This window comes from Autumnicola aciditolerans, from assembly GCF_041679265.1.
Classification (GTDB): Bacteria; Bacteroidota; Bacteroidia; order Flavobacteriales; family Flavobacteriaceae; genus Autumnicola.
This window is the reverse complement of sequence record NZ_JBGFSM010000009.1, coordinates 42,066-63,934: the sequence shown is the minus strand read 5'-3', so window position 1 is coordinate 63,934 and position 21,869 is coordinate 42,066. Positions and strand designations below refer to the sequence as shown.

General features: G+C 40.7%; 18 protein-coding genes and 1 tRNA gene. 8 read left to right on the top strand and 11 right to left on the bottom strand.

Annotated features, from left to right (window positions below; translation table 11 throughout):
* The first annotated feature begins 31 nt into the window (after positions 1 to 31).
* From frr to AB8M93_RS11325, 7 genes are all read left to right on the top strand, one after another.
* A complete protein-coding gene (frr, locus tag AB8M93_RS11355) occupies positions 32 to 583 on the top strand; it encodes a ribosome recycling factor (protein WP_373057706.1) in 552 nt (183 codons plus the stop codon).
* 120 nt (positions 584 to 703) lie between these two features.
* The gene (locus AB8M93_RS11350; protein WP_373057705.1) at positions 704 to 3,172 is read left to right on the top strand and encodes a DUF5686 family protein; all 2,469 of its coding nucleotides are present in this window, start codon (positions 704 to 706) and stop codon (positions 3,170 to 3,172) included.
* Between the two features lie 76 nt (positions 3,173 to 3,248).
* A complete protein-coding gene (locus AB8M93_RS11345) occupies positions 3,249 to 5,675 on the top strand; it encodes an efflux RND transporter permease subunit (protein WP_373057704.1) in 2,427 nt (808 codons plus the stop codon).
* Positions 5,676 to 5,738: 63 nt separating this feature from the next.
* Positions 5,739 to 7,181 (top strand): asparagine--tRNA ligase, encoded by a 1,443-nt coding sequence (gene asnS / locus AB8M93_RS11340; protein ID WP_373057703.1) that lies wholly within the window; start codon positions 5,739 to 5,741, stop codon positions 7,179 to 7,181.
* Between the two features lie 71 nt (positions 7,182 to 7,252).
* Positions 7,253 to 8,119 (top strand): RluA family pseudouridine synthase, encoded by an 867-nt coding sequence (locus AB8M93_RS11335; RefSeq protein ID WP_373057702.1) that lies wholly within the window; start codon positions 7,253 to 7,255, stop codon positions 8,117 to 8,119.
* Positions 8,120 to 8,203: 84 nt separating this feature from the next.
* The gene (gene rpoN / locus AB8M93_RS11330; RefSeq protein WP_373057701.1) at positions 8,204 to 9,664 is read left to right on the top strand and encodes an RNA polymerase factor sigma-54; all 1,461 of its coding nucleotides are present in this window, start codon (positions 8,204 to 8,206) and stop codon (positions 9,662 to 9,664) included.
* The gene (locus AB8M93_RS11325) at positions 9,664 to 10,269 is read left to right on the top strand and encodes a hypothetical protein (RefSeq protein WP_373057700.1); all 606 of its coding nucleotides are present in this window, start codon (positions 9,664 to 9,666) and stop codon (positions 10,267 to 10,269) included. The genes rpoN and AB8M93_RS11325 overlap by 1 nt, the downstream gene beginning before the upstream one ends.
* A 68-nt stretch (positions 10,270 to 10,337) precedes the next feature.
* On the opposite strand, the gene AB8M93_RS11320 is transcribed toward AB8M93_RS11325, so the two are convergent.
* The 9 genes from AB8M93_RS11320 to AB8M93_RS11280 all read right to left on the bottom strand — a co-directional run bounded on the left by AB8M93_RS11320 (position 10,338) and on the right by AB8M93_RS11280 (position 16,980).
* Positions 10,338 to 11,060 (bottom strand): porin family protein, encoded by a 723-nt coding sequence (locus tag AB8M93_RS11320; RefSeq protein WP_373057699.1) that lies wholly within the window; start codon positions 11,058 to 11,060, stop codon positions 10,338 to 10,340.
* A gap of 243 nt (positions 11,061 to 11,303) precedes the next feature.
* A complete protein-coding gene (locus tag AB8M93_RS11315; protein ID WP_373057698.1) occupies positions 11,304 to 11,783 on the bottom strand; it encodes an ExbD/TolR family protein in 480 nt (159 codons plus the stop codon).
* A 47-nt stretch (positions 11,784 to 11,830) separates the two neighbouring features.
* Positions 11,831 to 12,442, bottom strand: a complete 612-nt coding sequence (locus AB8M93_RS11310; RefSeq protein WP_373057697.1) for an ExbD/TolR family protein — start codon at positions 12,440 to 12,442, stop codon at positions 11,831 to 11,833.
* 3 nt (positions 12,443 to 12,445) lie between these two features.
* Positions 12,446 to 12,883 carry a hypothetical protein gene (locus AB8M93_RS11305; RefSeq protein WP_373057696.1) on the bottom strand — a complete coding sequence of 146 codons (438 nt, stop codon included), beginning with the start codon at positions 12,881 to 12,883 and terminating at the stop codon, positions 12,446 to 12,448.
* An 18-nt stretch (positions 12,884 to 12,901) separates the two neighbouring features.
* On the bottom strand, positions 12,902 to 13,711 hold the full coding sequence (locus AB8M93_RS11300; protein ID WP_373057695.1) for a MotA/TolQ/ExbB proton channel family protein: 810 nt from the start codon (positions 13,709 to 13,711) through the stop codon (positions 12,902 to 12,904).
* Positions 13,712 to 13,779: 68 nt separating this feature from the next.
* Positions 13,780 to 13,867 (bottom strand) — tRNA-Ser (locus tag AB8M93_RS11295).
* A 71-nt stretch (positions 13,868 to 13,938) separates the two neighbouring features.
* Entirely contained in the window at positions 13,939 to 14,967 is a 1,029-nt protein-coding gene (locus tag AB8M93_RS11290) for an asparaginase (RefSeq protein WP_373057694.1), read from the bottom strand.
* Positions 14,951 to 16,093 (bottom strand): 1-acyl-sn-glycerol-3-phosphate acyltransferase, encoded by a 1,143-nt coding sequence (locus tag AB8M93_RS11285; protein WP_373057693.1) that lies wholly within the window; start codon positions 16,091 to 16,093, stop codon positions 14,951 to 14,953. The genes AB8M93_RS11290 and AB8M93_RS11285 overlap by 17 nt, the downstream gene beginning before the upstream one ends.
* Before the next feature lie 119 nt (positions 16,094 to 16,212).
* Positions 16,213 to 16,980: a TatD family hydrolase gene (locus AB8M93_RS11280; RefSeq protein WP_373057692.1), complete on the bottom strand. Its 768-nt coding sequence runs from the start codon at positions 16,978 to 16,980 to the stop codon at positions 16,213 to 16,215.
* 51 nt (positions 16,981 to 17,031) lie between these two features.
* Between AB8M93_RS11280 and AB8M93_RS11275 the strand changes: the two genes are divergently transcribed.
* The gene (locus AB8M93_RS11275) at positions 17,032 to 17,469 is read left to right on the top strand and encodes a retropepsin-like aspartic protease (protein ID WP_373057691.1); all 438 of its coding nucleotides are present in this window, start codon (positions 17,032 to 17,034) and stop codon (positions 17,467 to 17,469) included.
* Positions 17,470 to 17,717: 248 nt separating this feature from the next.
* Here AB8M93_RS11275 and odhB read toward each other — a convergent pair whose 3' ends face one another.
* Together odhB and AB8M93_RS11265 are read right to left on the bottom strand one after the other, a co-directional pair.
* Positions 17,718 to 18,989, bottom strand: a complete 1,272-nt coding sequence (gene odhB, locus AB8M93_RS11270; RefSeq protein ID WP_373057690.1) for a 2-oxoglutarate dehydrogenase complex dihydrolipoyllysine-residue succinyltransferase — start codon at positions 18,987 to 18,989, stop codon at positions 17,718 to 17,720.
* Between the two features lie 58 nt (positions 18,990 to 19,047).
* Positions 19,048 to 21,822, bottom strand: coding sequence for a 2-oxoglutarate dehydrogenase E1 component (locus tag AB8M93_RS11265; protein ID WP_373057689.1), 2,775 nt, complete (start codon positions 21,820 to 21,822; stop codon positions 19,048 to 19,050).
* Between the last annotated feature and the right edge of the window lie 47 nt (positions 21,823 to 21,869).

The following is a 21,869-nucleotide window of genomic DNA, read 5'->3' as shown; positions in this document are numbered from 1 at the left end:
TAAAAGAGAAAAGCTTAAAAATTCTTATAAAATGGAAGAAATTGAATTCGTTATAGATACCGCCAAAGAAGGTATGGATAAGGCTATTGAGCATTTAAAAAAACAATTGGTAAACATTCGCGCTGGCAAAGCCAACCCTGCCATGCTTGGGGGAGTGCTGGTGGAGTATTATGGTTCCAAAACACCGCTTAACCAGGTGGCCAACGTTACCACTCCAGATGCGCGCACCATTACCATCCAGCCTTTTGAAAAAAGCCTTATTGGAGAGATCGAAAAAGGAATTATGCAGGCTAACCTTGGATTTAACCCTATGAATAACGGGGACAATGTAATTATAAATGTGCCGCCATTAACTGAAGAAAGACGTACTCAGCTGGTAAAAAGTGCTAAAGCTGAAGCCGAAGACGCGAAAGTTGGAGTGCGTAACGACAGGAAAAATGCGAATAATGAATTAAAAAACCTGGATATCTCAGAAGATTTAAGGAAAAATGCTGAAGTGGATGTACAGGAACTTACAGATGAGCATATAAAGAAAATAGATGAGATCCTGGCCGCAAAGGAAAAAGAGATCATGACTATCTGATTTTTTTCTATTCTGAAAAAGTTTAATTATTGCCAGATTGGGCCTCTAAAGGATGTCCCGGTTTGGCAATTTTTATTTTATTTTTCAACTAAAATTCTGGTGCTTTTACTAAAAAAAGATATGCGTAACTGGCTGATCTTGATTTTTGTCTTTTTTACTGCTGAAGTGTGCTGTGCTCAGTACCGCATTCAGGGAAGGATCATTAATGCTGAAAATGGCGAACCCCTCCCCTATGCAGGCATCAATTTTGGGGAGGAACAGGTTTTAACCAATATAGACGGTTCCTTCCAGATAAATTATCATCAGGATCAAATTGAGCTAAAAATTTCCTACGCCGGCTTCAGCAGTAAAACAGTGCAGATTAGCCATGAGATGCAATATGTTCTGGTAAAACTTCAGCCTTCACTACAACAACTGCCGCCTGTAATGCTCTCTTCCGGAGAAAACCCTGCTAACAAAATCATCCGCAAGGCAATCGCCAACAAAGATCAAAATGACCCACAGCGGGCACTGGAACATTTTAGCTACAAAACCTATACAAAACTCATTATCGATAACCTTTCAGAAGAGATGAGGCTGCAGGCCGACACTGCAAATGCCGGAATAGAAACAATTATAAATACTGCCCGGGCATACCTTTCAGAAAAAGTTTCCCGCAACACCTATAGCCGGGGCAAAGGCATAAAAGAAACCGTCCTGGCCCTGGAAACAGCCGGCTTTAAAGAACCGGTTTATGAGATGTTAAGCCTGGAGAGCAACCCGTTATCTCTGTATAAAGAGGACTATAAGCTTTTTGGAACCAACTATGCCGCCCCGCTTGCCAGGGACGCCTTTAAAAATTACACGTTCACCATTCTGGACACCACTGCTACTGCCAGGCCTGCCTATATAATTTATTTTGCCCCGAAAAGGGAGAAAATTGTTGCAGGTTTAGAGGGCGTACTGTACCTGGACACGCTTAGTTATGCTATACAACAGGCTAAAGCCCAATTACTGGGCGCTATAAAACTGGAAGCAAACCACTACTATAACTATTATCCTGAAAACGACCTCTGGTTTCCTGAAAAACAGGTTACCACCATACGACCGGGTTCGGGAGGTAAGGATATTTCGGTTTTTGGCGGGATTATTTCTGTAGGCAGCCTACAAAGAGGTAGTGATCTTTTAAGCAGTATGCTTGGAGGCACGGTAACTAATCCCAACAACTATCTTTCTTCTACTGCCACAAATTATGAAGTGAACTTAAATTACAGCAGTTCCATAGCCCCTAATTCCGCAGCTATAGAGGTGCTACCCGATATTGCGCAGCATTCGCCGGAATTCTGGCAGGAGAACCGGCAGGAAGTATACACCCGGCGGGACCGCAATACCTCGGCTTATATAGATAGCATTATTGATGCGCAAAATATTGAGCGGAGACTGGAAGTGCAAAAATCTGTGCTTAATGGGTATTATCCTCTGGGCTTTTGGGAGCTGGACCTGGGCAATTTGATTAGCTATAACCGCTACGAAGGCTTGAGGCCGGGATTTGGAGGAAAAACCAATTCCAAACTTTCTGAGAAATTCAGCTTTAACGCTTATAGCGCCTATGGGTTCAGAGACCATAAATTTAAATATCATCTGGGCACTTCAATTTATCTTCACAAGGCTTCTGCCACCGCTGTTAATATTGGTTATACTAGCGACATTAGGGAATTTGGATCTTTTGAATATTATAAAAAAGTAAACGATTTTACTTTGCTCCGCCCCCGGTATTCCAATATTACCAATTTCTATAATTATAAGAATTTAAAACTTGGCCTGGAAAACCGCCTTTTTCCTTCACTGGAATCTGAATTATTCCTGAGCAGGAGCAATATCGCGATGAATAATAGTATAGATTACCGCTTTTCCCACAATGGAAAAATATATTCAGAATATGAAATTTCTGAAATAGGCCTGGCTTTATTATGGCGGCCCTTCAGCAAATTTTTGCATACTCCTGAAGAGTATGTAACTATAGAAAATGGTTTTCCACGTTTTACCGCACAGGTTTCTCAGGCTATTAAAGGTATTGCCGGGGGAGATTTTAATTTTACAAGAATAGGCCTGATAGCAGACCATCAAATTATAAGGCTGGACCAATCGCGCACCGAATTTATTCTGGAAGGAAATTATAGCTTTGGAAATCTGCCCCTTACCCACACCTTTAATGCTTCTCCAAATAACGCTAACGAGCAGGGGGTATTTAACCGCTTTTCGGTATCAGGAAAATCTATTTTCGAAACCATGTATTTCAACGAATTCTACAGTGACCGCCTTGCCATGCTTAATATAAGGCACCAGTTGAGGCCTTTTAGACTTGGCCGCAGCATAAGGCCAGAGCTGGTTTTGGTTTCCCGCTTTGCCATTGGGGATATAAGGAATAAACAACAACATCTGGGCACGAGCTTTAAATCCCTGGACCATGGTTTTTCTGAAGCCGGGCTGGAATTAAACAATATTTTCGCAGGTTTTGGCCTTACCACAGCTTACCGTTACGGCGCTTATCACCTACCTGATTTTGAAGATAATTTTTCTCTTAAATTCAGCTTCCGGCTGCCGCTCTGAAAAGCCTTTTTTTGAGGAACTTATCCTAAAGAATTAGCAAAGCTTTTTTTACCTTTGCACTCCTTAAAAAATCAGCATGTCTAAGATTTTCAGTTTTGGATTCTGGAATTCCGTAGCACGGCTTATTCTTCGGAACAGGCTTACTATCATAATTCTTATAATTGCGATCACCATAGGTTTGGCCACCCAGTGGAAAAATATGCGTTTTTCTTATACTGAAGCCAATTTGCTGCCAGATGATCATCCTATCAATCAGGCGTATAACGATTTTCTTGATAAATTTGGAGAAGAAGGTAACCTGATTGTAATTGCCGTAAAAGATTCTGCTTTGTTTACGCCTGAAAAATTCCAGGCCTGGACTGCGCTTAACGACAGCCTGGCCACATTTCCGCAGATAGATTACGTGCTGTCCATCAACGGCTTGCAAACTCTGGAAAAATTTAATGATCCCAACAGGTTTGAAATGGTCCCTTTTATTGAAGAAGGGAATCCGGGCCAGGACAAATTACAGGAATATGAAAATGAGCTTTTTAACGGCCTGCCTTTTTATGAGAATCTTATTTACAGCTCCCATTCTAACACCATACAATCGGCGCTTTATGTAAATAAAGACATTGTAAACTCCAAAGAGCGCAAAACCTTTGTGCTTGAAGAGCTGGAGCCACTGCTGAATAATTTTAATGAAAAGTACAATCTGGATGTTAGGGTTTCGGGAATGCCTTACATCCGTACGCTAAATTCTCAAAATATTATAGATGAAATTGGGCTTTTTCTCCTTGCGGCCCTTATTGTAACCTCTTTAATTTTCTTTTTCTTTTTCCGTTCGGCAAGAGCGACATTTATTTCTATGGTCACGGTTTGTATTGGTGTAATGTGGGCCTTTGGGGTAATTGGCCTTCTACATTATGAAATCACCATTCTTACCGCCATTATCCCGCCGCTAATTATTGTAATTGGAATTCCTAACTGTATCTTCTTAATAAACAAATATCAGCAGGAAATCCAGAAACACGGGAACCAGGCAAAATCGCTGCAGCGGGTAATTACCAAAGTGGGAAATGCCACTTTGATGACCAACCTTACCACTGCTTCGGGATTTGCGACTTTTATCTTAACAGACAGCACTTTGCTGAAGGAATTCGGCATTGTGGCTTCCATCAACATTCTGGCGCTTTTCCTGCTTTGCCTGCTGGTAATTCCAATTATCTATAGCTATATGTCGCTGCCCAAGGAAAAACACCTGAAGCACCTGAACAAACGCTGGATTGGCGCTTTTGTGGGTTGGATGGAAAAAATGGTGCGCCATCGCAGGATTAGTATTTACATAGTTTCCATTACTTTACTGGCATTGAGTATTATTGGGATCTACAACATTAAAGTTTCAGGCAGCCTGCTGGAAGATATGCCGCAAGATGCCGAATTCTTCCACGACATCGAATTTTTTGAAGAGGAATTTGACGGGATTATGCCTTTGGAAATTCTTATCGACACGAAGAGGAAACAGGGCGTGATGAAACTTTCCACCTTAAAAAGAATGGACAGGCTGGAAAACCTTATTGCTGAAGTGCCCGAGCTTTCTAAACCGCTATCTGTAGTACGGCTGGTAAAATACTCCAAACAGGCTTATTACAACAGCAATCCAAAATACTACCAGTTGCCCACTTCGCAGGAGCAAAATTTTATTATGCCTTACATAAAGGGCATGCCTTCTACAGACAATCTTCTTTCATCTTATGTAGATTCTACCGGGCAATATGCCAGGATCACCACTTTTATGAAAGATATTGGTACAGAAGAGATGCAACGTATAGAAGAAAACCTCTGGCCACAGATCAATAAAATTTTTCCTGAAGACCGTTATGAGGTTTCCTTAACAGGTAAAGCCCTTATATTTCAAAAAGGGACTAACTACCTGGTAAAAAACCTGGTATTGAGCCTGTCTTTGGCTATTTTTCTTATTGCAGGGCTAATGGCCTGGATGTTCAGGTCTTTCAGGATGATTTTGATCTCCCTGGTACCAAACCTGCTACCCTTACTGGTAACCGCAGGAATGATGGGCTTTCTTGGCGTGCCCATTAAACCATCCACTATCCTGGTATTTAGCATCGCGTTTGGGATATCGGTAGATGACACCATTCACTTCCTGGCAAAATACCGGCAGGAATTAAAAAGCAATAACTGGAAAATAAAACGTTCGGTTTATGCTGCCTTAAGGGAAACAGGAGTGAGCATGTTCTACACTTCTATTGTACTTTTCTTTGGCTTTTCAGTATTTATGATTAGTAGTTTTGGCGGAACCGTTGCACTGGGCGGACTGGTCTCGGCAACTTTATTGTTTGCCATGCTGGCCAATTTGCTGTTGCTGCCCTCGCTGCTGCTGTCCCTGGAAAGGAGCATTGCCAATAAAGAAGTACTAAAAGAACCGGCAATTGATATTATAGAAAGTTCTGAAGAGGATGAAGAAAATCCCGAAGAGCAGAATACCAACAAAAATCAAAATTAAAAATCAAAGCTTTGTGTGCTGCAGTGGAAAAATTATCTTTGTTTCCAACAAAATCTAGGCATAATGATACAGGCAAAAATTGCTGAAATATTAAACAGCAATCAATTTTTACAGGAATTTCAGGTAAACGGATGGGTACGTTCTTTCCGGAGCAACCGCTTTATAGCGCTTAATGACGGTTCCACCATAAACAACCTTCAATGCGTTTTAGATTTTGAAAATACCGACGAAGAAATCCTTAAAAGAATAACGGTAGGTGCGGCAGTGGGCATAAAAGGAACCTTAAAGGAAAGTGCCGGAAGCCAGCAACGCGTGGAAATTGAAGTAAAAGAGATCAAAATACACGGAGACGCCAACCCGGAAGAAGTAAAGCTTACCATTCTTTCTCCCAAGCGCCACAGCCTGGAAAAACTAAGGGAGCAGGCACACTTAAGAGTGCGCACCAATACTTTTGGCGCGGTAATGAGGGTGCGGTCAAAATTGTCTTTTGCCGTGCACAGCTATTTTCAGCAGAACAATTTTCACTACGTCAATACCCCAATTATTACCGGGAGTGATGCAGAAGGTGCCGGAGAAATGTTTAAAGTCACTAACCTGGACCTGAAGAACCCTCCCAAAAATGAAGATGGCAGCATCGACTATAAAAAGGATTTCTTCGGAAAAGAGACCAATCTCACCGTTTCAGGGCAGTTGGAAGGAGAAACTTTCGCGATGGGATTAGGACAAATCTATACTTTTGGCCCAACTTTTAGAGCTGAAAATTCCAACACCTCACGCCATCTTGCCGAATTCTGGATGATAGAGCCTGAAGTAGCCTTTTGTGACCTGGACGGGAATATGGACTTGGCTGAAGATTTTATTAAATATGTGCTGAAATATATTCTGGAAAACTGCAAAGATGACCTCGAATTTTTAGATCAGCGCCTGGCAAATGAAGACAAAGCGAAGCCCAAAGCGGAACGCAGCGACATGGGCCTCCTGGAAAAGCTTCATTTTGTGCTTGATAATAATTTTAAGAGAGTAAGTTATACCGAAGCTATCGAAATCCTGAAGGATTGCAAGCCGAATAAAAAGAAGAAATTCCAGTACCTTATTGAAGAATGGGGCGCCGACCTGCAAAGCGAACATGAGCGTTACCTGGTAGAAAAACATTTTAAATCCCCGGTGATCCTTTTTGATTATCCTGCCAATATTAAAGCCTTTTACATGCGCCTTAATGAAGACGGAAAAACAGTTAGGGCAATGGATATCCTCTTTCCCGGAATTGGTGAAATTGTGGGAGGATCTCAAAGAGAAGAACGCCTGGAAGTTCTCAAGGACAAGATGAAGGTGCTTAATATAGACGAAAAAGAGCTTTGGTGGTACCTGGACACCCGGAAATTTGGGACCTGCGTGCACAGCGGTTTTGGCCTTGGTTTTGAAAGGCTGGTGCAGTTCTCTACCGGGATGGGCAACATAAGGGATGTTATTCCTTTCCCAAGGACACCTCAAAATGCTGAATTTTAAAATAATTTTACTTATACAATAACAACAAACCTCACAGCTTCTTAAATTCTGTGAGGTTTTTAATTTTATAAATGAAAATAATAGAAACCCATATTGTTCCGGCTATTGATGAAAAAATCAGGTTGCAGGAATATGCCGTTTCTATTTTTAAAACCATTCCTACCCGCAGCGGTGTTAAAAAAGCCATTAAACGCGGGGAAATTCTCCTGAACGGCAAACCTGCCAAAACCGCCAACTGGATCGCAGAAGGCCAGAAGATAGAGCTGCTGCAGCCTATAGAAGGTAAAAGAAAGGCTTACCGGTTAAAACTGGAAGTGCTTTTTGAAGATGATGACCTTGCTGTGGTAAAAAAACCTTCAGGCATCCCTACCAGCGGCAACTACTTTAAAACTGTAGAAAATGCCCTGTCTTTTAACCTTAAGAAATCTGCAAAAATTTCTGCTTTAGCTTTCCCATTGCCGGTACACAGGTTAGACAATCCCACGAGTGGTTTGCTTATCTGCGCCAAAACACGGCCGTCCCTGGTGGCGCTTCAGAAAAAATTTAAAGAAAGAAAAGTTCAAAAAACATATATCGCACTTTGCAGCGGCAATGTTCCGGAAAAGGCAATTTTTGATGACGATATTGATGAAAAAAAGGCCCTAACCCATATTGAAAGAATTAAATCGTTTCACGCCAATAATCAGGAATTTTCCCTGATTAAAGTATTTCCCCATACCGGCCGCACGCATCAAATTAGGATACATTTATCCGGTAAGGGTTTTTCAATATTAGGAGATACAAAATACGGCGGAATTGAAATTCAGCAGAAAAAAGGAATTTTTCTAGCTGCTGTTGGGCTAATTTTTCACCATCCCTTTACAAATGAATTCCTGAATTTTGAAATTCCTGTTCCGCAGAAATTCTTAAAAGCGGAAAAATACCTCCGACGCCCTTAACAAAATTTTACCACAAACATCTTCCATGCCAAAGCTAGTATAGCATTGTTTTCCTTATTTTTGTAGTAAAGCAAAAGGTATTATATGCTTAAGCAACAATTAAACTTTAAACTTTCTCAAAAACTATCTCCTCAGCAAATCCAGTTGATGAAGTTAATCCAATTGCCCACACAGGCATTTGAACAACGGCTCAAGCAGGAAATAGAGGAAAACCCTGCTTTGGAAGATGGCAGGGAAGAAGTGCGGGATGAGTTTGAAGATGATTTTTCCAATGAGAATGAACCGGAGGAGGATAATTATGATGAAGCTCTGGAAGATTTTAACGTGGATGATTACCTTAGCGATGATGAGATTCCCAGCTACCGGCTAAACGCTAATAATTACAGTGCAGATGATGAAGAAAAGAGAGTTCCCTACGCTGCCGGAACCTCTTTTACACAGCATTTAAAATCGCAACTCAACACCTTCCGCTTTAATGAAACTGAACAGGAAATAGCAGAATTCCTGGTAGGTAGTGTAGATGAAAGCGGCTACATTCGCAGGAGCATCCAGGATATTGTGGATGACCTTGCCTTTACCCAAAACGTTTACACTGATGAAGAAACTGTTGAAAAAGTGCTTCAGCGGGTACAAAAGCTTGATCCTGCCGGGGTAGGCGCAAGATCTTTACAGGAATGCCTTCTTATTCAGCTAAAACGAAAGGAAGATACAGAAGCCGTTGAACTGGCCTACGACCTGCTGGAAAAATCCTTTGATCACTTCAGCAAAAAGCATTATTCAAAACTACTTACGCGGCACGATATATCAGAAGACCAGCTACGGGACGCCATAGAAGTTATTGAACATCTTAACCCAAAACCCGGTGGGGCTTATTCAGGCAACACCCGAGTGGTGGAACATGTAATTCCGGATTTTACCATAAAAATAGTAGATGGCGAACTGGAGCTAAGCCTTAATGGGCGAAATGCTCCTGAAATGCATGTTTCACGCGATTACAGCAACATGCTTAAGGGCTACAAGGAAAGCAAGAAAAAAACCAAAGAGCAGAAGGATGCCGTAATGTTTATTAAACAAAAGCTGGACGCTGCAAAATGGTTTATTGAAGCCATCAAACAACGGCAGCAAACGCTTATGGTAACCATGAGCTCCATAATGAACTACCAAAAAGAATATTTCCTCACCGGCGATGAAAGAAACCTGCGGCCAATGATCCTGAAGGATATTGCTGATGAGATAGAAATGGACGTTTCTACCGTCTCCAGGGTAGCCAATAGTAAATACGTTGATACTCCTTATGGCACGAAACTAATAAAAGAATTCTTTTCAGAATCTATGAAAAATGACCAGGGAGAAGATGTTTCTACCCGGGAAATCAAAAAGATTCTGGAAATTTCTATTGAAGAAGAAGACAAAAGAAGGCCGCTAACCGATGAAAAACTGGCCAAAGTACTTAAGGATAAAGGTTACCCAATCGCCCGCAGGACAGTGGCAAAATACAGGGAGCAGCTAGATATTCCCGTTGCAAGATTACGTAAACAGATTTAATGAAATTTCTTTTAAAAAGCGCCTCCTATATTTTTCACCCCTTATGGATGCCATTTGCAGGAAGCCTTCTTTATTTTATTTTGACCCCACGGTTTTTCCCAATAGAATTAATAAAAGCAAAATTGCTGGCAATTGCCATTATTACACTCTTTATACCAGTGGTATTTTATTTTTTGCTGAAAAACCTGGGAAAGGCAAATTCTCCTTTTCTGCCTGACGTAAAGGAAAGAAGATGGCCACTTCTTTTCTATGTGTTTCTCACCCTAATGGTCCTGCACCAGATCCTGAATGTTTACAATTATCCGGCTTTATATTTCTATTTTGTAGGTATTCTTTTTTCAGGGCTCACCTGCCTCATCCTGGCTTTTCTGCATTTTAAGATTAGCCTGCACCTGGTTGGTCTCTCAGGATTTACAATGTTTCTTATTGCCCTTGGCGCACACTTCCATTTAAATCTTATCTATAGTATTGCCTTTCTTGTAACTGCTCTGGGCCTTACCGCTTCTTCCCGCCTATTCTATAAAGCCCATACTCCCATAGAACTTATTCTGGGCCTTTTTATAGGTTTGATTCCGCAAATTATAGTATTGAATTACTGGCTCTAAAAGCTTCATTTAAAAGCATTATGAGTTTCCCACGAATTAATAGAAAAGAAATCACCAGGATTTTAAAATTATAAAATATAGAACATCAGCCCCATTTTAAGGGTTGAGAGTCCCACGTTTTGATCCTGAAGGGAAGCATCTGCAAAGAAAGGATTGAGGCTGTAATAAAAGTGAAAGTTAAAGGTGTTATAACCAAAGGTAAAGGTTGCTCCCAACCGAAACCGCTCTAATTCCGGCACTTCCGTCTGTTTCACCTGATTATTATTCTGGACAAAATTCGAGCGAAAGTGGTAGATATATCCTAGCCTTACACCGGTATAAATTCTCCAGAATCGATATGTGGTAGCGGTGGATGTGCGCCATCGGAACTCCAAAGGAGCTTCCACAGCCTGGGTGGTAAAACGATTGGTGTCATATGATATATCTTCGTCTAATGCTCTAAAAATACTTTCTCCAGATTCCTCTTCCCCTATAAATAAATTCTGCCCATAACTGTTTATGGCCCATCCCAGACCGGCACCAATTGCGACATTCCTTCTTTTATTCAGCGGAAAATCCCGGGTAAAACCAGCCTGAAAACCACCTGAAAACCCAGATTGGGAAATTTCATCTGGTTTATTGGTAAGAAGATTAAAAGTAAAACCCACATAAAATTGATCTTCCCGGTAAAGGCTATCTACTACCATAGGAATAGTGTCGCCAATTTTGAAAGTAAGATCTTGTTCCTGTGCCATAGCAAGGCTGCTTCCAAAAAATACAAGAACAACAAACAAGGCTTTAAAATCTTTCATAAAACAGGAAAACATGAATTACTTACCGCAAAAACAGAATAGTATGGATTGCGGAACAACAAAAAATAGCAATTGACTTATATTAATTAATATTCCAGAAGTCATTCTATACTTCCTTCTACTTTAGAATGAAAATTAAAATGCCAGCTCCAATATAATACATAGACCCTCTAAATATAAAAACATCCTGCCTAAAACTTAGACAGGATGTTAGTATTTTAACTTCTTTGTTAAAAGTAAATCCTACAAATTCTGGGTAGGATCTCCCACCACGGTAGTATAATTAATTTTTAAAGCTTCCGCTTTTCTCAATTCCTGCTTAATATCGGAAACAAGTCCCATATTGGTCTCTTCATCCACCTTTAAGGCTGTGGTTAAATAGGGAACCAGCTCTTCTCTTTTGGTTTCCCTTTCCTGGAAGATAAATTGCTGTACTTCTTCCACCCTGGCAAATTTATCATTTAACTGGATACGGGCTTCTGTACCAAACTTATCCTGATATCTCTGGCTTGGTTTTCCTGCATAAATATACATCACCAAATCCTTTTTATCCAGCTTTTCAACCTGGTCTGCAAAAGGTAGTTTATTTTGCACCATCAGAGTAGTTTCCCTCATTGTGGTAGCCACCATAAAGAAGAAAAGCAGCATAAATACAATATCTGGTAAAGAAGCCGTACTAATAGCAGGCAACTCTCCGGATTTCTTCTTTTTAAATTTAGACATAAATGGTCAATTTAAATTATTAATTAAGGAATACCATAACTAAGGTTTTAGCTTCCCTTTGGTTCTGCTTCAGACAACTTCTGCGGAATCATATCTTTTATTACCCCAATCTTCTCTTCCAGCGCGTCTTTATCGCCAGTATAATTGGGATCGTTATAGGCGGCCTCCATTTCGTTAAAACTAACGTTATAAAGTCGCTTAGCCTCCCTGTTTCTTAAGAAATTGTAGGCAGCAACCAGTTCATTCTGAACCGCGATATAAGTACCATACTCCGTACCCCGGTTGTTCTGCAATGCGATAACGGCCTTTTGAGGATTTACTGAAAGGTCCGGATCCTTAGAACCCTGGCAAAAACTACATGCCTCATCACCGGTACCTCCTCCATTATCCAAAAATTCTATTGCAGCTTCGCGAAGCTCACTAAGCTCCATCTCTTCATCTTCCACCAACAAATCGTTATTACTATTAATAATAACCTCGTAAACGTTACGCATTTTTAATGTTGGCGGTTCCACATCTTCATCCTGCCATGGCGGAAGTTTCCTGCTAATCCCTTTATCTGTCTCGATGGTTGTGGTAACCAGGAAGAAGATTAAGAGCAGGAAAGCAATATCTGCCATAGAACCCGCATTAACTTCTGGTGATGATCTTCTAGCCATAATTTATTTTATTAATTTTCTCACTCCTGAAACAATCATTGCTCCTACCGCGATGGCTGCAAGGATATAGAAAGTTACCAAGCCAGCACCTACCCAGTGAGAGCCGTTAGCAGACAATGTTCCGCCGTCTTTCAAAATCACTTCAGACCCGTCAGTTACAAGATAAGCAACAATTACTATGATTGCAAAGGCCCCAATAGAAATAAGTGTATTCTTAATATTTCCCCTGAACAGTCCTGCAATCACAAAAATTCCAACCAATATTATAACCACTCCCAGTACTATGTAGGCTACCCACATAAATGGTACCAGAAGGCTGGTTTGCAGATCGGCCGAAGCGTCTATGGCATCATCCCCTGCCGCAATGATCCTACCCAAAAGGATAAGCCCAATTACGCCGATGACAATAGCCAGATATTTTAATATTTTATGTAAGGTCATAATTATTTTATTCTGGTCTTAAACTCTTTTTCTGTTTTTGTAATCTACCAACATATCAATTAAAAGAATTGATGCGTCTTCCATATCATTCACGATACTGTCAATTTTTGCAATGATATAGTTGTAGAATATCTGAAGGATAATAGCAACAATCAGACCGAATACCGTTGTTAAAAGTGCTACTTTAATACCCCCTGCAACAAGTGAAGGTTGCATATCGCCGGCTGCTTCAATTCTATCAAAAGCCTGGATCATACCAATTACCGTACCCATGAACCCAAGCATTGGAGCAAGTGCAATAAATAGAGACACCCAAGATACGTTCTTTTCGAGCTGTCCCATTTGAACTCCACCGTAGGCAACCACCGCTTTTTCCGCAGCTTCAATGCTCTCATCTGCACGGTCAAGCCCCTGGTAGTAAATAGATGCAACAGGACCACGTGTGTTTCGGCAAACTTCTTTAGCAGCTTCAACCCCACCGCTTTTAAGTGCGTCTTCCACGTCCTGAGCAAGTTTTTTAGTGTTTGTTGTAGCCAGGTTTAAGTAGATAATTCTCTCTATGGCAATAGCCAAACCAAGAATCAGACACAAAAGAACAATCCCCATAAATCCAGGACCACCTTCTATGAAACGTCTTTTTAATTCCTGATGAAAACCAGCCGATTCTTCGTCACCCACCTGGTCAGCAGCTGCGGCATCCTCATCTTGTTGCACAAAGTTTACGATGGATGTGCTCGGCAATGTTTTCACATTGTTTGCCGCATTGAGATTACCGGCTCCAAGCACCATAATCGCGGCGATTACCAAAATAGAAAATAATCTTTTCATTACTGTTTGTCTTAATTTAATTAGTTAAAGGGTTAAATATAAAAATAATTTTTCAATAAAACACTTAGCAGAGAGGAAGGGATTCGAACCCTCGATACGCTTGTGGCGTATACACACTTTCCAGGCGTGCGCCTTCGACCACTCGGCCACCTCTCTATTCAAATGTTTAAAACGGTGCGGCAAATAACAAAAAAAATAATACATCGTCAAGCATGATGCGTTAATTTTTATGACATTTCGCCCCTTAATGATGTTTCAAAGATAGTTTTAAATACTTTGGGAGATAAATCTTTTTCCAATAAATACATTAGTTTTCCAACTGCCGCTTCTGTGGTAATATTTTTTCCAGACACTACTCCTATGTTTTTCAGGCCGGTACTGGTTTCATAATTCCCCATGACCACGCTTCCACCTATGCACTGGGTAACATTTACTATTTTTAATCCCGAAGAAATTTTTTCCTTCAGAATATTTAAAAACCATCTGTCGTTTGGAGCATTGCCACTTCCATAAGTTTCCAGGACCACTCCTTTCAAATCTTTTTTAGAAAGAAGATATTCCATAGCATCTTCTGTAATTCCCGGAAATATTTTCAGGATAAGAATATCACGGCACAACTCCCGGTGCAGCTTCATCTTTTGTTTTTTATCTGATTTCCATATTGCCTGCTCATTCACTGAAAGATATACCCCAGATTCTGCCAAAGGTATATAATTAGGCGAAGCGAAAGCCTGGAAATGCTCTGCATTAATCTTGGTGGTACGGTTTGCCCGGTACAATTTATATTCAAAATATAGCCCTACTTCAGATAAAACAGGCCTCCCGTTTTTTTGAAGTCCGGCAATCTGGATACTGGTAATTAAATTTTCTTTTGCATCTGTTCTTAAATCTCCAATGGGCAACTGTGAACCTGTAAATATGATGGGTTTATGTAGATTTTCAAACATAAAACTTAGTGCAGAAGCGGTATAAGACATGGTATCACTCCCGTGAAGCACTACAAAGCCATCGTAATCTTCATAATTTTTTGCTATAGTCTCAGCGATTTTAAGCCAGTAACCGGGATTCATATTGGATGAATCTATAGGATTTTCAAAGCTTAGGGTATGAATTTCATGTTCCAGAATTTTAAGTTCAGGTATATTCTGAAGTAACTCATCAAAATTAAAAGCCTTTAACGCTCCTGTCTCATAATCCTTAATCATTCCAATGGTACCACCGGTATAGACGAGCAGGATCTTAGCGCTTTTTCTCATACATGCTTTCTTTGTTGATCACAGGATTTGCATACATAAGCAGATAACTGTTAAGCTCCAGCGCATTTTTATACCCAACTCTCCTGGTAAGCCTCCTTTCAAACTGCCGCTTTTCCTTATCGGTATATTTAGAAGCGTATTTTTCATTATTATTTACCAAATCACAGGCAATGTAATTGGCGGGCCATAATTTATAGTTTTCATATATTTTCTGGTCAATCTTTTCTGCCACTGCCTTTAGCTGATCATTTACAGAGCCGGCATTATTTTCAATTTCAGCAAAAACCTGTTCATCCAGAACTCCGCAGGCGCTAATATGAATTCTCCCTTTTTGTCCCAACGCGCCCTGCATGATAGAATTAAAATCCTCATTTGCAGATTTCACATAAGTTTCCTGCATTCGCTTAGCCATAAGTTCAGGCATTTTAAGAATATCTGTAGGGTCAAATTCGTAAGACATGGCCACCGGCACCATCTTTAATTTGGTAAAATATTCCGCCAGGCTTAAATCCCCTTTCGCCATGGCGAGCATTTTTAAAACCCCCTGCTGGGTATGGTCACTGCCGTCTTTGGTGCGGCCTTCCCGCTGTGCCATCCATACAGACCTGTTATCTTCGAATAGAAGTTTGCGAATATATTCTGAAAGTTTCATGGAACTCTTCAGCATTTGCCTTGGCCCAAGTCCCCGCAGCACCAGGAAATTCCGGTTAAGCCGTGAAAGCGCAAGTAGAAAATTCTTTTTCACCAGGTTATCCCCAATAGCCGAAGCAGTCATGACGAGATTATGATCATAAAGGGTGTAGTTCAGCAAAGATGTATCCAGGATAATATCTCGATGATTGGAGATGTAAAAATAAGACTCATCCTCCTTCAACTTATCAAAGCCGCTATAAGTAAGGCCTTCAGTGGTTTTTTCCAGAACTTTCTCTACGGAATGATAGATTACTTTTGTCTGGAAATCCCTAATGGAGCGGCATGCCACCACCAATTCCTCAATTTCAGAATATTCCTTTTCCGGGAATGTAAACTGAAGCAGCGCCTTAACCATAGGATGCCTTACATATTCCCGCAGGGCTTGCTCCACTTCCTCATCTTTGTAAAATCTTATATCTTCAAAATTGCTCACTAATTTTTTTATCTAGGCTTCAACAGCTTGTATTAATTCAATTGTATTTAAAGGGCAATATAAACAAAACTCCTTCAACAGAATGCCGCAGTTACTCAAGAAAATACAAAAATTCCTCTTTATACCCCAAAAACAGCCTGAGAATTGGCAGTAGTAATCCTGGCCACCTCTTCAAGCTTTAAATTATAGATTTCAGCTACTTTTTCAGCTACTTTTAGAAGATAAACCGGATCGTTTCTTTTCCCGCGGAAGGGGGTTGGCGCCAGATAAGGCGCGTCTGTTTCCAGCACAATATCTTCAATGGAAACCTGGTCAAGAAAACGATCAATTTTACCATTTTTAAAGGTCACCACCCCTCCAATCCCCAGTTTCATATTATAGGAAAGGGCCTTTTTGGCCTGTTCCAGGTTTCCTGTGAAGCAGTGAAAAATCCCGAAGAGCTCTTCTCCCTTTTCACTTTCCAGCACCTCAAAAACCTCATCAAAAGCCTCCCGGCAGTGAATAACAATAGGTAAACCGTGATTTTTAGCCAGGCGGATCTGTCTTTTAAAAGCTTCCTGTTGTATAGAAAGTGTGCTTTTATCCCAGTACAAATCTATTCCAATTTCGCCAACGGCATAAAAACTATTCTTTTTAAACTGGGTTTCCACATTGGCAAGTTCTTCTTCAAAGTTTTCTTTAACATGCGTGGGATGCAGCCCCATCATCAAAAAAACATTTTCAGGATAATCTTCCTGCAGTTTATACATTCCCGGCACATATTCTGAATCTATAGCGGGGATAAAAAAGCGTTCAATCCCGGCATCTATGGCTTTGGAAATGGCTTCTTTTCTATCTTCATTAAAAGCTTCGCTGTATAAATGCGTGTGAGTGTCTGTTAAAATCATAAACACAAAAATAATTTATTTTGAAGACCTATCTTTGTGAAAAAAGAAAGAATGTCATCTCTAAGAAAATTGCTGAAAGAAAAAGGATATCAGCGTATAAAATTTAAATACACTAAAACCAATCATATAGAAATAGTTGCGAAAATCAATAATATTGAAGGCAATTTTATTTTAGACACCGGCGCCTCCAGCACCTGTGTGGGCATGGAAGCCGTAAAACATTTTGAACTAATTGCTGAAGATAGTGATGTAAAAGCGGCAGGAGCGGGAGCCACTAACATGCTTACTCAAATTGCCCAGAAGAACCTGATCCAGATTAAAGGCTGGAAGAAGAAAAAGGTAGACCTGGTGCTTTTTGACCTTCGGCATGTAAATGAGGCGCTTATTAATCATGATGCTGAAAAAGTGCACGGCATTATTGGTGCCGATCTGCTAAAAAAGGGTAAAGCGGTTATAGATTATGGCAAAAAAGCCTTGTACTTAAAATAATATTTAGGGGATTTTTCCCCTTTGACAGGAGCAGCAGAGAAACTTATCTTTGAAGAAGTTAATGTTAGAAACATGTCTATTATTAAAAAAAGAAGTTTAGAACCGGCCTCACTCATTATCCTGACTATTTTTATAGTGGGGGTCTTATTTCTGAATTTTTTAAACCTTTACTTCTTATTTTAATTTTGATTAGCAAAATCAAAAAAGCCGCATCAACGTGCGGCTTTTTATTTATTTATCTGAGAACATTACAGTTCCAGGGCTCTCTTCACATCGTTATCCATTAGTAATTCTTCCGGATTTTCTAAGGCCTCTTTCACAGCAACAAGGAAGCCTACAGATTCTTTACCGTCAATAATCCTATGGTCGTAAGAAAGGGCCACATACATAATTGGCCTGATTTCAACATGGCCATCTATCGCCACAGGACGTTCCACAATATTGTGCATTCCAAGAATGGCACTTTGCGGAGGGTTAATGATTGGAGTAGACAACATAGAACCAAAAACTCCACCATTGGTGATGGTAAATGTTCCGCCAGTCATATCGTCTACAGTAATATTTCCATCCCTTGCTTTTAAGGCCAGTCGCTTCACTTCTTCTTCAACTCCTCTAAAGCTAAGGTTTTCAGCATTTCTAATTACCGGCACCATCAATCCTTTAGGGCCGGAAACGGCAATACTAATATCTTTATAATCGTAGCTAACTTTATAATCTCCATCTATCATAGAGTTTACATCAGGAAAAAGATCTAAAGCGCGGGTTACAGCCAAAGTAAAGAAGGACATAAACCCTAGGCTCACCCCGTGTTTATCCTTAAATTCTTCTTTATATTTTTTACGAAGCGCAAAAATTGGAGACATGTCTACCTCATTAAAAGTAGTTAACATGGCGGTCTCGGTCTTTGCGCTTACCAGCCTTTCTGCAACTTTGCGGCGAAGCATAGACATCTTTTTACGGGATTCTCCTCGTTTTCCGGTTCCCGGAGTTCCCATAGAAGCTTTGGCCTGTACGGCATCTTCTTTGGTAATCCTGCCGTCCCTGCCGGTTCCTTTTACAGATTTAGAATCCATTCCTTTTTCGTCAAGGATTTTTTTGGCCGCGGGAGAAGGACTTCCGGAAGCATAAGTATCCTGCTTTTGCTCTGGAGTAGTAGATTTGGAAGGTTTTTCTTCTTTAGGTTCAGCCTTTTTACTATCGGCTTTAGTTGAAGTTTCTTCCTCCTGTTCTGTCACCTCCTCTTCGGCAGATTCATCTTTTTTATTGTCGCCTCCGGGTTTTGGGGCATCGGTATCTATTAGGCACACTACTTCCCCAACGGCTACGGCATCACCTTCTTCAGCTTTTAAGGTAATAATTCCACTGGCTTCTGCCGGAAGTTCAAGGGTAGCTTTATCGCTGTCCACTTCGGCAATTGCCTGATCTTTTTCTACGTATTCTCCATCTTCCACTAACCACTGTGCAATTTCAACTTCTGTGATGGATTCCCCTGGAGAAGGAACTTTCATTTCTAAGGCCATGATCTTAATTTTTATTTTTGGTCTTCTGCCTTGGCAGAAAGGTTATTCTTTTTATTTATTAAACTGATTCCTGTAAGGATTTATCAAAAACTCCTGCAATTACTCTTTGATGGCGTTTTTTATAACGTACAGAACTACCTGCGGCCGGTGCTCCGTAAAACTTCCTGCTGCAAACCCTCATACTCCGGGCGTCATCAAAATGCAGCAATAAATGTCCATAGGCACCCATATTCCTTGGTTCTTCCTGTGCCCAAACCAGGTCGTCTGCATTTTTATATTTACTAATGGTTTCTTTCATCTGTTTTACCGGCAAAGGGAACAATTGCTCTATTCTTACCAGTGCCACATCTTCCCGGTTGTTTTCTTCCTTAAATTCCAAAAGGTCATAGTAAAATTTCCCTGTACAGAACACGAGGCTCTTCACTTTATCAGGTTTGGCATTTCCGGCGTCGATTAAAGGCTGAAAACTACCATTTGCAAATTCTTCTTTGGTAGAAATTACCTTTGGATGTCTAAGCAAACTTTTAGGTGTAAAAACAATAAGTGGTTTTCTAAAACCAACCTTCATCTGCCTTCTTAACAAATGAAACATATTCGCCGGTGTGGTAATATCAGCCACATACATATTATCCTTAGCACAAAGCTGAAGGAAACGTTCCATCCTTCCTGACGAGTGTTCTGCTCCCTGGCCTTCATAGCCATGAGGCAGGAACATTACCAGCCCGTTCTGCAACTTCCATTTATCTTCTGCCGCAGAAATATACTGGTCTATCATAATTTGCGCGCCGTTCACAAAATCCCCAAACTGTGCTTCCCAGATGGTAAGGGTATTTGGGCTGGCCATGGCATAACCATAATCGAATCCAACCACCCCATATTCAGAAAGCGGCGAATTATAGATGAAAAATTCACCTGTTCTTCCTTCTATATTATTATGAAGAATAATTTCTTCTTCACTATCTTCTACTTTTAATACCGCATGCCGATGTGAGAAGGTACCTCTTTCACTGTCCTGCCCGCTTATTCGAATATGGTAACCTTCCTTCATAAGAGACCCGTAAGCCAAATGCTCTGCCATAGACCAGTCCAGCTTATTGTCTTCAAAATACATTTTATGCCGCAGGTTCACCAGTTTATCGATCTTACGCATAAACTTCTTTCCTTCCGGCAATTTGGAAACAGCCTCAGCCACCTTGTCCAGTTTTTCAATGGCATAGGTGGTATCTACTTCTTCCATCATCTTATCCTCCTGGGCATTATCAAAACCTTCCCACTCATCCTGCATAAAAGGAGTGATCCTGGTTTTTTCTTCTTTTCGCGAATCTTCAAGGCTTTCTTCCAGGCTGGCTTTGTAATCGTCTTCCAGCTTCTGCAGGAAGCTGTCATCTATAACGCCTTCTTTTTTAAGCTTTTCAGCATATATATCTCGGGCGTTTTGATGTTTTGCAATAGCTTTATAAAGCTTAGGCTGGGTAAATCTTGGCTCATCCCCTTCGTTATGGCCATATTTACGATAGCCAAGTAAATCTATAAAAACATCGCGATGGAACTTCATCCGGAATTCCAGTGCAAAAAGAATAGAATGTACCACAGCCTCGGCATCATCAGCATTAACATGAAGTACCGGAGAAAGGGTAACCTTGGCAACATCTGTACAATACGTAGAAGACCTTGCATCCAGATAATTTGTGGTAAAACCAATCTGGTTATTCACTACAATATGGATTGTACCGCCATTGCTGTACCCATCCAGCTGGGCCATTTGTATAACTTCATACACTACGCCCTGCGCGGCTATTGCCGCATCGCCATGTACAAGAATAGGAAGCACCTTAGAACTGTCTCCGTTATAATGCCGGTCCTTTTTAGCCCTGGCAATTCCTTCTACCACAGCTCCCACAGTTTCCAGGTGTGAGGGGTTAGGAGCAATATTAATGTTAATGTCGTTGCCATTATCTGTAGTGCGGCAGGAGGTCCAGCCCAGATGATATTTTACATCCCCGTCAAAAATATCCTGTTCATAATCTTTCCCGTCAAACTCACTAAAGATATCTTTGGCGCTTTTTCCAAAAATGTTGGTAAGGGTATTTAAGCGACCGCGATGCGCCATTCCCATCACAAAATCTTTAATCCCGTGTTCAGCGGCTTTTTCAATAAGCGCGTCCAGAGCGGGAATTAAACTCTCCCCTCCTTCCAGCGAAAAGCGTTTTTGCCCTACATATTTGGTATGTAAAAAGCCTTCAAAGGAAACCGCCTCGTTTAGTTTTCTAAGAATTTGCTTTTTCTGAGCCACCTCAAATTTGGGATGGTTTTCATTAATGTTCAGTTTTTTCTGAATCCACTCGATCTCTTCCGGCTTCCTAATAAACATATATTCCACCCCAATGGATTCACAATAAATATGTTCAAGGTGGTTGATGATCTCCTGAAGACTTTTAGGTCCAATACCAAGAACTTCTCCGGCATTAAAAATAGTATCCAGGTCTTGTTTAGAAAGACCAAAGTTCTCTATATCTAAAGTAGGAGCATATTGTCTTCTTTCCCTTACCGGGTTTGTTTTTGTAAATAAATGCCCTCTGGTGCGGTATCCGTCAATCAGCCTTATTACCTGAAATTCCTTAACTACATGTTCCGGAACTTCACCTTCTTCAAAACCTGCGGGTGCTTCTTCCAGTACTTCCCGGGAGATACCATCCTGTTGCAATCCAAAATCAAAACCCTGAAAGAACGCGCGCCAACTTGGCTCTACGCTATCAGGATACTGTAAATATTGATCATAAAGTTCTGCGAAATAAGCGGTATGTGCGGCATTTAGAAATGAAAATCTATCCATAATTTGAAACTAATGTTTCTTTTAAGTGTAAAACACAGCAAAAGTAC

Coding starts and splice junctions, on each gene's coding strand:
- frr (WP_373057706.1), top strand. CDS start 32: ATGGAAGAAATTGAATTCGTTATAGATACCGCCAAAGAAGGTATGGAT.
- AB8M93_RS11350 (WP_373057705.1), top strand. CDS start 704: ATGCGTAACTGGCTGATCTTGATTTTTGTCTTTTTTACTGCTGAAGTG.
- AB8M93_RS11345 (WP_373057704.1), top strand. CDS start 3,249: ATGTCTAAGATTTTCAGTTTTGGATTCTGGAATTCCGTAGCACGGCTT.
- asnS (WP_373057703.1), top strand. CDS start 5,739: ATGATACAGGCAAAAATTGCTGAAATATTAAACAGCAATCAATTTTTA.
- AB8M93_RS11335 (WP_373057702.1), top strand. CDS start 7,253: ATGAAAATAATAGAAACCCATATTGTTCCGGCTATTGATGAAAAAATC.
- rpoN (WP_373057701.1), top strand. CDS start 8,204: ATGCTTAAGCAACAATTAAACTTTAAACTTTCTCAAAAACTATCTCCT.
- AB8M93_RS11325 (WP_373057700.1), top strand. CDS start 9,664: ATGAAATTTCTTTTAAAAAGCGCCTCCTATATTTTTCACCCCTTATGG.
- AB8M93_RS11320 (WP_373057699.1), bottom strand. CDS start 11,060: ATGAAAGATTTTAAAGCCTTGTTTGTTGTTCTTGTATTTTTTGGAAGC.
- AB8M93_RS11315 (WP_373057698.1), bottom strand. CDS start 11,783: ATGTCTAAATTTAAAAAGAAGAAATCCGGAGAGTTGCCTGCTATTAGT.
- AB8M93_RS11310 (WP_373057697.1), bottom strand. CDS start 12,442: ATGGCTAGAAGATCATCACCAGAAGTTAATGCGGGTTCTATGGCAGAT.
- AB8M93_RS11305 (WP_373057696.1), bottom strand. CDS start 12,883: ATGACCTTACATAAAATATTAAAATATCTGGCTATTGTCATCGGCGTA.
- AB8M93_RS11300 (WP_373057695.1), bottom strand. CDS start 13,711: ATGAAAAGATTATTTTCTATTTTGGTAATCGCCGCGATTATGGTGCTT.
- AB8M93_RS11290 (WP_373057694.1), bottom strand. CDS start 14,967: ATGAGAAAAAGCGCTAAGATCCTGCTCGTCTATACCGGTGGTACCATT.
- AB8M93_RS11280 (WP_373057692.1), bottom strand. CDS start 16,980: ATGATTTTAACAGACACTCACACGCATTTATACAGCGAAGCTTTTAAT.
- AB8M93_RS11275 (WP_373057691.1), top strand. CDS start 17,032: ATGTCATCTCTAAGAAAATTGCTGAAAGAAAAAGGATATCAGCGTATA.
- odhB (WP_373057690.1), bottom strand. CDS start 18,989: ATGGCCTTAGAAATGAAAGTTCCTTCTCCAGGGGAATCCATCACAGAA.
- AB8M93_RS11265 (WP_373057689.1), bottom strand. CDS start 21,822: ATGGATAGATTTTCATTTCTAAATGCCGCACATACCGCTTATTTCGCA.